This window comes from Nevskia sp., assembly GCF_023266035.1.
Lineage (GTDB): Bacteria > Pseudomonadota > Gammaproteobacteria > Nevskiales > Nevskiaceae > Nevskia.
The window spans coordinates 11,818-22,089 of sequence record NZ_JAHFRY010000084.1 but is presented as its reverse complement, the minus strand read 5'-3'; the positions used below and the strand labels follow the sequence as shown (position 1 = coordinate 22,089).

The 10,272-nt window shown below is 67.6% G+C and carries 10 protein-coding genes and 1 pseudogene; 5 read left to right on the top strand and 6 right to left on the bottom strand.

Translation table 11 applies throughout. The features are described from left to right. The 3 genes and pseudogenes from Q0D45_RS13805 to Q0D45_RS13795 form a co-directional block, all read left to right on the top strand. Window positions 1-909: pseudogene (locus tag Q0D45_RS13805) on the top strand (hydroxymethylglutaryl-CoA reductase); the annotation flags it as partial. Between the two features lie 278 nt (window positions 910-1,187). After that, window positions 1,188-2,315, top strand: coding sequence for a hypothetical protein (locus Q0D45_RS13800; protein ID WP_293393801.1), 1,128 nt, complete (start codon window positions 1,188-1,190; stop codon window positions 2,313-2,315). Window positions 2,316-2,678: 363 nt separating this feature from the next. Further along, window positions 2,679-3,887, top strand: coding sequence for a hypothetical protein (locus tag Q0D45_RS13795; protein WP_293393799.1), 1,209 nt, complete (start codon window positions 2,679-2,681; stop codon window positions 3,885-3,887). Between the two features lie 61 nt (window positions 3,888-3,948). Here Q0D45_RS13795 and Q0D45_RS13790 read toward each other — a convergent pair whose 3' ends face one another. The 6 genes from Q0D45_RS13790 to Q0D45_RS13765 all read right to left on the bottom strand — a co-directional run bounded on the left by Q0D45_RS13790 (window position 3,949) and on the right by Q0D45_RS13765 (window position 8,490). After that, the gene (locus tag Q0D45_RS13790; RefSeq protein ID WP_293393797.1) at window positions 3,949-4,305 is read right to left on the bottom strand and encodes a YciI family protein; all 357 of its coding nucleotides are present in this window, start codon (window positions 4,303-4,305) and stop codon (window positions 3,949-3,951) included. A 61-nt stretch (window positions 4,306-4,366) separates the two neighbouring features. Next, window positions 4,367-5,659: a sigma-70 family RNA polymerase sigma factor gene (locus Q0D45_RS13785; RefSeq protein ID WP_293393795.1), complete on the bottom strand. Its 1,293-nt coding sequence runs from the start codon at window positions 5,657-5,659 to the stop codon at window positions 4,367-4,369. Further along, the gene (locus Q0D45_RS13780; protein ID WP_293393793.1) at window positions 5,659-7,107 is read right to left on the bottom strand and encodes a DHA2 family efflux MFS transporter permease subunit; all 1,449 of its coding nucleotides are present in this window, start codon (window positions 7,105-7,107) and stop codon (window positions 5,659-5,661) included. The genes Q0D45_RS13785 and Q0D45_RS13780 overlap by 1 nt, the downstream gene beginning before the upstream one ends. A gap of 15 nt (window positions 7,108-7,122) precedes the next feature. Next, window positions 7,123-7,590, bottom strand: coding sequence for a GyrI-like domain-containing protein (locus Q0D45_RS13775; protein ID WP_293393791.1), 468 nt, complete (start codon window positions 7,588-7,590; stop codon window positions 7,123-7,125). A 26-nt stretch (window positions 7,591-7,616) separates the two neighbouring features. After that, window positions 7,617-8,030 carry a VOC family protein gene (locus tag Q0D45_RS13770; protein WP_293393790.1) on the bottom strand — a complete coding sequence of 138 codons (414 nt, stop codon included), beginning with the start codon at window positions 8,028-8,030 and terminating at the stop codon, window positions 7,617-7,619. A gap of 34 nt (window positions 8,031-8,064) precedes the next feature. Next, window positions 8,065-8,490: a YciI family protein gene (locus Q0D45_RS13765; RefSeq protein ID WP_293393788.1), complete on the bottom strand. Its 426-nt coding sequence runs from the start codon at window positions 8,488-8,490 to the stop codon at window positions 8,065-8,067. A gap of 189 nt (window positions 8,491-8,679) precedes the next feature. On the opposite strand from Q0D45_RS13765, the gene Q0D45_RS13760 reads away from it, so the two are divergent. After that, window positions 8,680-9,441 carry a pseudouridine synthase gene (locus Q0D45_RS13760; protein ID WP_293393787.1) on the top strand — a complete coding sequence of 254 codons (762 nt, stop codon included), beginning with the start codon at window positions 8,680-8,682 and terminating at the stop codon, window positions 9,439-9,441. Window positions 9,442-9,494: 53 nt separating this feature from the next. Then, on the top strand, window positions 9,495-10,272 hold a 778-nt coding region (locus Q0D45_RS13755), incomplete at its 3' end, for an amidase family protein (RefSeq protein WP_293393785.1).

Sequence of the window (10,272 nt, the reverse complement as noted above, 5' to 3'; positions counted from 1 at the left end):
ACCCTGGTCGCAAGCTACAACCGCGGCATGCGGCTGCTCAGCGAATGCGGCGGTGTGAAGACCACGGTGGTCGAGCAGCACATGCAGCGCTCGCCGGTGTTCATGTTCGAGGATGCGCTGGCGGCACGCGCATTCGGCGAGTGGATCGAGACCCACCTCGACCGCATTCGTACCGTGGCTGAAGCCACCACCAGAGTCGGCAAGCTGCAGGTCATCGGCCAGTACGCGCTCGGCAATCTGCGCTAGCTGCGCTTCAACTATTCGACCGGCTATGCGGCCGGCCAGAACATGGTCGGCAAGGCGACCCTGGCCGCCTGCCAGTGGATTCAGAGCGAGCATCCGGATCATCCGAACTTCATCCTGTCCGGCAACATCGACACCGACAAGAAGCACTCGCAGATCAACACGCTGCTGACCCGCGGCAAACGCGTGGTCGCCGAAATCACCTTGAAGGACGCGATCCTCAAGCCGCTGATGGGCGTCACCGGCAAGCAGTTGTTCCACGCCCGGCAGATTTCCCAGGCCGGCGCCTTCATGGCCGGCTCGTCGAACAACGCCGCCCATTCGGCGAACGGCATCACCGCGCTGTTCATCGCCACCGGGCAGGATGTCGCCAACGTCGCCGAATCGCATGCCGCGATCACCTACTGCCAGTTGCTCGACAACGGCGACTACTACTGGTCGATCACCCTGACCTCGCTGATCTGCGCGACCTACGGCGGCGGCACCGGCCTGGCCACCCAGCGCGAATGCCTGGAGATGCTCGGCTGCTATGGCCAGGGCGGCGCCGACAAGTTCGCCGAGATCTGTGCGGCGACCGTGCTCGCCGGCGAAACCAGCTTGAGCAGTGCGATCCTGGCCGGCGACTGGGTGTCGAGCCACGACCAGCTGGGCCGCAACCGGCCCTGAGCGCTGCACCCCGGACGCGCATTCCGCGATCCGGCTTCGAGCACGCAGTGCACCATTTGCGCGCAGCGCCTGACGGCGCTGTCGCTTGTCTGCCGTGCGCTACCGCTGATCCCTGCCCGCGCACCGATTCAGGCCGTCGACGCGCGGCTTATCTGCCGTCCATCGGTGCCGCATTTTTGCCGGCAAACGGATTTCTAGAGTCCGTTCAACGCCGTGCGCCTCAGGGGCTGTCACGGCAGCAATCGCCGCATCCCGATCGCTACCCCGTGGAGACCAACATGCTCAACAAGACCCGCTACGCCCTTGCCTTTGCCACGATCACGCTGGTTGCCTGCGGCGGCGGTAGCGGTGGCGGGAACGATTCGACTGCCCCAGGCGGCACGTCGAGCACCGCACCGGCCGTCGCCGGCCCGCTGGATCCAGCGCAGGACGCCGTCGCCAACTCGGTGTTCGCGCCACTGGTGGAAGCCACGGTCGGCACACCGCTGCAGGGCGTTCTGGCCTGCGGCAATTCGATCGTCACCCGTAACGTGCTCGATATCGCTGACGCCTACGCCAACGGGCTGATGTCGCCGTCGACACTGGTCAGCACCGCACCGACCGCCGCCCAGGGCGCACTGACCGCGCTGGTCGGCAATCTGTCCGGCCTGCTCGGCTCGCTAACCGGGGCCACCACCTGCTTCGGCGGCAGCGCTGGCGACATCGCGGTGCCGACCACCAACCCGCTGGCCGGCACGCCGCTGGCGCCGCTCGGCGATGCCCTGCTGCCAGCGCTGACCGCCGCCTCGCAGCAGCTCACCGCCTCGTCCAGCGGCACTGCGCCGCAGATCGGCGCCACCCAGCTGGCGACCATCGTCGCCCAGCTGTCCGATGCTTACAGCATGGCGCTGACCCAGATCCCGGCCGAAGCGCTGGCCGCGCCGGTGCTCGGTGGCACGCTGACCACCATCGGCAATTCCCTGAGCGGCCTCGAAACCCTGACGAGCCAGGCCGCGTCCGGCGCCGCTCCTGCCGTACTGGCGGCTTCATTTCAGGCGCTGGCCACTGGTGCGCTGGATGACCTGCTGACCCTGGTGCTACCGGTCGGCTCGCTGCAGACCGCCGCAGGCAGCGGCGCCTCGACCAATCTGGTCACCACCTTGCAGGCCGCCGTGGCTTCGCTGACCGGCGGCCTCGCCACCAGCCCGACCACTACACTGCCGGCCAATCCGCTCAACGCGGCCAGCTTCGCGGTGCTGCCGGACATCATCAGCCAGCTGACCGCGGCCTTGCCGGCCGGCCTCGCCGGTACCGCCGGCACCACGCCGCTGGCCGCCGCCACGGGCCCGCTGCAGACCTTGCTCGGCTCGCTGCTGGCGCCGATCACCGGCGGCGGCTGCCTGCTGGCCATCCTCGGCCTTTGCTGATCCCTCGCAAGCTGTGAAGAGAGGCCGCCTGGTGCGGCCTCTTTTTTTGTCTGTGATTTGCCGAACGGCACACCGCGACACGTCGAAGATGAACGTGTTTGTGCGGTCGCTTCGCAGGTCATCGGGCACGCACTGCACCATTTGCGCGCAGGAAAATTTGCGATGACGTTCGTCCCCTGCAGACGACCGCCTGTCCTGACCTCCGATATTCCGTCCGCCGCTTGCCGGCGCTTTCGTCGCCGCCCATCGGTTGGGCAATTTTGACCATGAGAGCGGTTCCTAAAGTCCGCCCATCGCCGAGAGCCGCTCACCGCGTTCCGGCCGAAACGAAGCGTCCTATAACCCTGGTGTGTGGAGAAAATCATGCTCAAGAAAACCAGCTGCGCCCTCGCCATTGCTGCCGTTCTCGTCACTGCCTGCGGCGGCGGTGGCAGCAGCGGCACCGATAGCAGCACCGGCGGTGGCGGCTCCACGCCCGGCGGCACGACGACCCCGGCCCCGGCCGCGGTTGCCGGCCCGCTCGACACCGTGCAGACCGCGGTCACCGATACCGTGATCGCGCCGCTGGTCACCGCCACGGCCGGCACGCCGCTGCAGGGCGTGCTGCTGTGCGGCAACTCGATCGTCACCCGCAACCTGCTCGACATCGGCGACGCCATCGCCAACGGCCTGGCTTCGCCGTCGACTCTGGTCAGCACCGCGCCGGCTGCGGCCCAGGGCGCGCTGACCGCACTGGTCGGCAATCTGTCCGGCCTGCTCGGTTCGCTGAGCGGCTCGGTGACCTGCCTCGGCGGCAGCACCGGCAGCACGCCGGTGCCCACCACCAACCCGCTGGCCGGCACGCCGCTGGCCCCGATCGGCGACGCCCTGCTGCCGGTGCTGACCGCCGCCATGCAGCAGCTCGCAGCCGGCACCAATGGCACGCTCCCGCAGATCGGTGCCACCCAGCTGGCGACCATCGTCGCCCAGCTTGCCACCGCCTATGACTCCGCCCTCACCCAGCTGCCGCCGGAAGCCCTGGCGGCTCCGGTGGTCGGCGGCACGCTGGTGACGGTCGGCAACACGCTGGACCAGCTGGTGGCGCTGACCAACCTCGCCGCCACCGGCGCCTCGGTGCCGACGCTGGCCGCTGCCTTCCAGACGCTGGCCCAGAACGCGCTGAACGACGTGCTGACTCTGGTGCTGCCGGTCGATTCGCTGCAGGGCGAAGCCGGTGCCGGTGCACCGACCGATGTCCTCGCCACGCTGCAGGCGGCGATTGCCAGCCTGACTGGCGGCCTCGGCACCAGCCCGACCACGCCGCTGCCGGCAAACCCGCTGGGCGGCACCGGCTTCGCCGCGCTGACCGGCCTGGTCACCCAGCTGACCTCGCTGCTGCCGACCGGCCTGACCGGCAGCGCCGGCACCTCGCCGCTGGCCACCGCCACCGGCCCGCTGCAGACCCTGCTGAGCTCGCTGCTCGCCCCGCTGACCGGCGGTGGTCTCCCGGGCGGCACCACGGGCGGAACCACCGGTGGCAGCACGGGCGGCACGACTGGCGGCTGCCTGCTGGCCTTCCTCGGCCTCTGCTAAATCGCCGAGCTGCTGCAAAAAGAGGCCGCCTTGCGCGGCCTCTTTTCGTTGCGCGCTGGTTCTACTGATCGTGGCAGGTGCCGATCTCGCGGACTTCGACCGTCGCCCAGGCGGTAGCCGGACATTCGGCGGCGATGGCGATCGCTTCGGCACGGCTGGCGACATCGAGCAGGAAGAAGCCGCCGATCATTTCCTTCGATTCCGCGAACGGCCCGTCGAGCACCAGCGCCCGGCCTCCGCGCGCACTGATCCGAACGCCCTCGGCATCCGGCTTCAGTGCCTCGCCGCTCTTGAGAATGCCGCGCACGGCAAGGCCAGCACCGAAGCTCTGCATGGCGTCGTATTCGGTCATCGCATCCTGGCGGCTGCGGCGCGTGCGGCGGGCTCGTTCTTCGAGAATCAGCAGGGCGTAGGACATGGCGGTCTTGTTTCGCTGATGGACTGGGGATTGCGAATGCTAAGGCGCTGACGCGGCGCCGTCATGACGCCGCGCTTTTGGCGGCTCGCTTGCGCAGGAAACGTTGTTCGCGTTCGTTCTGGGTCAGGGTCGCGGCGCGCAGGAATTCGGCTTCGGCCTCGCGATGCCGGCCGAGCCTGGCGAGCAGATCGCCGCGCACGCTGGGCAGCCAGGGATAGGCCGCGAGGCTGGCCAGGGCAACCAGTTCATCGACCTCGGCCAATCCGGCCGCCGGCCCTTCGGCCATGCCGACGGCGACCGCCCGATTCAGTGCCACGACCGGCGACGGCATCAGTCCCAGCAATTCGTCGTAGAGCCCGACGATGCGCGGCCAGTCGGTGGCTGCCGCGGTGGCGGCGCGTGCGTGGCAGGCGGCGATTGCGGCCTGCAAGGTGTAGCTGCTGCGGCGCTCGGCCAGCTTCTCGGCCGTGGCCAGCGCCGCCAGGCCGCGGCCGATCAGCAGCCGATCCCAGCGGGCGCGATCCTGATCCGGCAGCAGGATCGGCTCGCCTTCCGGGCTGGTGCGGGCGCGCAAACGCGAGGCCTGGATTTCCATCAGCGCCAGCAGGCCGTGCACCTCGGCGATGCGCGGCGCCAGGCCAGCCAGGATGCGGCCCAGGCGCAGCGCTTCCTCGCACAGCGCCGGGCGCAGCCAGTCGGCACCGGCGGTGGCCGCATAGCCTTCGTTGAAGATCAGGTAGATGACGCCGAGCACCGAATCGAGACGCGCGGCCAGCGCTTCGGCATCGGGCAGCTCGAAGGCAATCTGCCGTTCGCCGAGCGTGCGCTTGGCGCGGACGATGCGCTGGGCGATGGTCGGCTCCGGCACCAGGAAGGCGCGGGCGATTTCGTCGGTACTCAGGCCGCCGAGCAGGCGCAGCGTCAGTGCCACCCGCGCTTCCGGCGACAGCACCGGATGGCAGGCGATGAAGATCAGCCGCAGCAGATCGTCGCCGACCGTTTCGCCAGATGCCGCATCAGCATCCGGCTGCTCCTGGGCATCGCGCAGCTGGGTCTCGATCTCGGCGGCCAGCGAACCGGCCCGCTCGCGATGAAGGATGTCGCGGCGCAGGCGATCGATCGCCCGATGCTTGGCCGTGGTCATCAGCCAGGCTCCCGGATTGTCCGGCACACCGCCTTCCGGCCATTGTTCGAGCGCGGCGAGCAGCGCGTCCTGGGCGAGGTCTTCGGCGAGCCCGACATCACGCACCATCCTGACCAGCGCAGCAATCAGCCGACCTGATTCGATGCGCCAGATCGCCGCGATGCGCTCGGCGACTGCTGCCTTTGCCGAGACTTGAATCGGTGCCGACATCAGTGCACAAGGCCGGCCGCCGCGCCTTCCGGCGACGGCGCCATCTTTGGCCGCAGCAGCACACCGCCGACCAAGGCTGCCAGCAGCGCGAAACCAGTACCCCAGACGAACGCCAGCCGGTGGCCGGCAGCCAGGGCAGCGATCGGTTCGACACCGGCGGAGATCGCCTTCCGGGTCTCGCCATCGGCGAGGCTGGCCAGCACCGCGAGACCGAGCGCGCCGCCCATCATGAACGCGGTGTTGACCACGCCGGACGCCAGCCCGGCATCGGACGGCGGCACATCGTTCATCGCCGCCAGCAGCAGCGGATTGAAGGCCAGGCCGGCACCGAGGCCGAGCAGCAACATGCCCGGCAGCACGTCGATCAGGAAATGGCCATCGAGCGGCGCCCGGGCGAACAGCGCCAGGCCGATTGCCGCCAGCAGCAGGCCGACCCACATCGGGCTGCGCAGGCCATAGCGGACGACGATGCGCGCCGACAGCCCCAGCGAGAACGCCGCCATGATCAAGTCCGCCGGCACGAAGGCGAGGCCGACATCGAGCGCTTCGTAGTTCAGCACCAGCTGCAGATACAGCGCCGAGATCACGAACCAGGCGAACATCGCCGCCGACCACAGCACGGCGACGACATTGGCCACCGCGATGTTGCGATGGCGGAATAGCGACAGCGGCATCAGCGGCTGGCGAACCCGCGATTCGATGATCAGGAAGGCGATGAACAGCAGCGCAGCGATACCGAGCAGGGACAAGGTTTGCGTCGATCGCCAGCCGGCTTCATTGCCGCCGACCACGGCGTAGACCGCGAGCATCAGCGAACTGGTGATCGTCACTGCGCCGGCCCAGTCCAGCTGCTGGCCAGCGCCGACATCGTCCGCCGCATGCGGCAGCAGACGCCCGCAGCCGATGTAGACGAAGACACCGATCGGCAGGTTGACCAGAAACACCCAGTGCCAGCTCAGGCCCGTGGTCAGCACCCCGCCGAGCAGCGCGCCGATGCTGCCACCCGCGGCGCAGACGAAGCCGTAGATGCCCATCGCTTTCGCGCGTTCACCGTCTTCGGTGAACAGATTCATGATCAAGGACAGCGCCACCGCGGTGACCACCGCGCCACCAAGGCCCTGCACCGCTCTGGCGGCAACCAGCATCAGCTGCGAGCCGGCCAGCCCGCAGGCCAGCGAAGCCGCAGTGAACAGCACCAGACCGGACAGGAACAGCCGCCGGTGGCCGTAGAGATCGCCAAGCCGCCCGCCGAGCAGCAGGAAGCCGCCGAAGCTCAGCATGTAGGCGTTGACCACCCAGACCAGCGAGGTCTCGGAGAAGCCGAGATCAGCTTTCATCGACGGCAGCGCGACGGTGACGATGGTCGTGTCGAGCACGATCATCAGCACGCCGAGGCAGAGCATGTACAAGGCCCGCCAGCGGCGGGCTCCTTCGAGTGGAGCGGTCATGAGCTTGCGGGGTGTCTAGTTGGGGATCAGCGCCCGGTTCAGCTCGGTGCGCCAGCTGACGGGATCGGCACTGGATTCCGGGCCGATCGTGTAGATCTCCCAGAAATCACCACGCATGATCAGGCCCTGCTCGTTCACCCAGGCATCGAGCGCCGGCCAGGCCGTGTGCAGCTGTTCGTAAGCGCCGTGCATCACCGTACGGGCGACCGTCGCCACCGGCCGCATGCCTGGCTGCACCCGGCCACTGGCAGTGACCACACCGTCGACCGGCACGCTCACCTCGAAATCGAAACGCGTCGGGTCAAGCCGATGGTGGTAGCAGAACCAGGGACCGACCGGACGCAGGCCCTGCGCACCGAGCACGGCGAACACTTCCTGGATCGCCGGCCCCATGCAGCTGCGAATCTCGTCGCGCGGGATGTTCAGCGCGATCATCGCCGTGGCCTGGGCCGGGCTGTCTGCGACGGTGGGGATATCGATCATCGGTGAGTCTCCTGGGGATACAGCGCTCAGGGCATCGGCTTCAGGCAGTTGATCATCCACGGCGTGCCGAAACGATCGGTGGCCATGCCGAAGCGCTGCGCCCAGAACGTTTCCGCGATCGGCATGAACACCGTGCCGCCGGCACTCAAGGCGGCGAACAGGCGTTCCGCTTCGTCGATGCTGTCGACGGTGATGGTCACGCAGCCATTGCCTTGCGACGGGCCGCAACTTTCGACGGCATCGGCGCCCATCAGCACCTGATCGCCGACGTGCAACTGGGCATGCATGATCGCGTCGCGGCTTTCGGCCGGCAACTCGGCGGCCATCGGCGATTCGCCCTGGCTCATGATCATCGCGATCTCGCCGTGGAAGGTTTTCGCATAGAACTCGAAGGCTTCGCGGCACTGGCCTTTGAAGCTCAGATAGGGATTGATGCGCATGGTCTTGCTCCGTTGATGGTTGGGTAGGTTTGAATCAGTGCTGCGCTTCGATCTGGGCGCGCAGGCGCGCTTCCTGTTCCTGCAGTTCCGGCGTGAACGCCTCGCCGAAATCGGAGGCCTCGAACACCTGGCGAATCTCGACTTCCGACTCGCCGATCATCGGACAAGGGCAGCGCTTCAGCCATTCGATCGCTTCCTGCATCGAGCGCAGCTCCCACAGCCAGAAGCCGGCGATCAGCTCCTTGGTTTCCGCGAACGGGCCATCGATGACGGTGCGCTTGGCACCCGCGAAACGGACCCGCGCGCCCTTCGAGCTGGGATGCAGGCCTTCACCGGCGAGCATCACGCCGGCCTTGACCAGCTCTTCGTTGAACTTGCCCATCTCGGTCAGCAGTTTCTCGTCCGGCATCACGCCGGCTTCCGAATTGGCATCGGCTTTGATGATCACCATGAAGCGCATTGAAGTTCTCCTGTTCGTGTCAGTCATCTGCCCGGATTGTTCCGGGCCTTCAAGACAACGACGAAGCAGCCAGACGAAAATCGACAGGCCGCGCGAAAATTTTCCGGAAAATTTCGCAAGACGCTGATCAGCATGAAATTTCTATCGCGCTTCAAGAGGCCCTGAGCAGTGCTTGTTAGGCTTCGCGCCATGAAGTCTTCTCGCCCGACCCCGAAGTCCGCACCGCAGCCACCACGCCACGGCCTGGCCCGCGTGCTGTCGAAACTCGGCGTCTGCTCGCGCAGCCAGGCGGAGATCGCGATCAAGGCCGGACGAGTCACCGTCGGCGGCCGCATCGAACGCAATCCCGAACGGCCGAGCGATGCCCAGCGCGAACGGATCGCGCTCGACGGCGTCGACGTGCAGGCCGCCGCCAAGCTCTACATCGCCGTCAACAAGCCGCGCGGCATCGTCGTCAGTGCCGCCGATGAACGAGGCCGCGACACCGTCTACAGCCTGATCGCCGACGCCGGCCTGCCCTGGCTCGGTCCGGTCGGCCGGCTCGACAAGGCCAGCGAAGGGCTGCTGCTGCTGTCGAACGATACGGTCTGGGCGGCTGGCATCACCGAGCCTGCGGGGAGCTTGGTCAAGACCTATCACGTGCAGATCAACGGCCTGCCGGATGCGGCGGCACTGGCGGCGATGGTCGCCGGCGTGATTGATGGCAGTGAGCGTCTGTCGGCAGTCAGCGCGACTCTGCTGCGCTCGGGCGAACGCAACTGCTGGCTCGAGATCGTCCTCGACGAAGGCCGCAACCGGCACATCCGCCGGCTGCTCGAAGTGCTCGGCTTTGATGTGCTGCGGCTGCTGCGGGTGTCGATCGGCTCGCTTGCGCTCGGTGATCTCGCCAAGGGTACCTGGCGGCATCTGACCGCGGACGAGGTTGCAGCGCTGCGGGTGGTCGCCGGGTAGGGGTAAACACACCCAACTCGTCTTAAGAGCATCCCGCTCTTCAAGACGACGCCATGCGCCTGTTCCGTCTCGCCTTCGCCCTCTCCGCGCTGTCCAGCCTGCCGACGCTGGCCGCAGCGAGTTTCGCCGTCGAGGAAGCGACCATCGCCGATATTCAGAAGGCGATCCTGGCCAAACAGATCACCGCCACCGAGGTGGTGAACCTGCATCTGAAGCGCATCAAGGCCTACGACGGCGTCTGCGTGAAGCAGCCGGACGGTGTCCTCGGCAAGATCGAGACAATTCCCAATGCCGGCCAGATCAACGCCTACGCCACGCTCAACCTGCGCCCGGCAGCGCTGAAGAAATGGGGCTTCAACCCGCACAAGGCGCGCAGCATGACTGACAAGGCCGATGCCGATCCGGCGCTGCCGGACGCGCTCGAAGCCGCAGCCGAACTCGACCGGCAGTTCGCTGCGACCGGCAAGCTGGTCGGCCCGCTGCACGGCATTCCGATCTCGGTGAAGGACCAGTACGACACCGCCGATCTGCGCACCACCTCGGGTGCCGACGCGCCTTACGCCGACGATCGGCCGCCGCTGGACGCGGAGTTCGTCAAGCGGCTGCGGGCGGCCGGCGCCATCATCATCGGCAAGGCCAACATGGGCGAATACGCCAGCGGCGATCGCAGCAGTTTCGGCGGCGTGCTCTGCAATCCCTATGACACCGAGCGCAGTCCGGGCCGCTCCAGCGGCGGTTCCGGCTCGTCGGTGGCCGCGAGTCTCGCTGTCTGTTCGATCGCCGAGGAATCCGGGCCTTCGGCACGCAACCCGGCAAAGAACAACAACGTCG

Bases quoted from the DNA above. Each gene is read 5' to 3' on its own strand.
- Q0D45_RS13800 (WP_293393801.1), top strand. From the start codon at position 1,188: ATGCTCAACAAGACCCGCTACGCCCTTGCCTTTGCCACGATCACGCTG.
- Q0D45_RS13795 (WP_293393799.1), top strand. From the start codon at position 2,679: ATGCTCAAGAAAACCAGCTGCGCCCTCGCCATTGCTGCCGTTCTCGTC.
- Q0D45_RS13790 (WP_293393797.1), bottom strand. From the start codon at position 4,305: ATGTCCTACGCCCTGCTGATTCTCGAAGAACGAGCCCGCCGCACGCGC.
- Q0D45_RS13785 (WP_293393795.1), bottom strand. From the start codon at position 5,659: ATGTCGGCACCGATTCAAGTCTCGGCAAAGGCAGCAGTCGCCGAGCGC.
- Q0D45_RS13780 (WP_293393793.1), bottom strand. From the start codon at position 7,107: ATGACCGCTCCACTCGAAGGAGCCCGCCGCTGGCGGGCCTTGTACATG.
- Q0D45_RS13775 (WP_293393791.1), bottom strand. From the start codon at position 7,590: ATGATCGATATCCCCACCGTCGCAGACAGCCCGGCCCAGGCCACGGCG.
- Q0D45_RS13770 (WP_293393790.1), bottom strand. From the start codon at position 8,030: ATGCGCATCAATCCCTATCTGAGCTTCAAAGGCCAGTGCCGCGAAGCC.
- Q0D45_RS13765 (WP_293393788.1), bottom strand. From the start codon at position 8,490: ATGCGCTTCATGGTGATCATCAAAGCCGATGCCAATTCGGAAGCCGGC.
- Q0D45_RS13760 (WP_293393787.1), top strand. From the start codon at position 8,680: ATGAAGTCTTCTCGCCCGACCCCGAAGTCCGCACCGCAGCCACCACGC.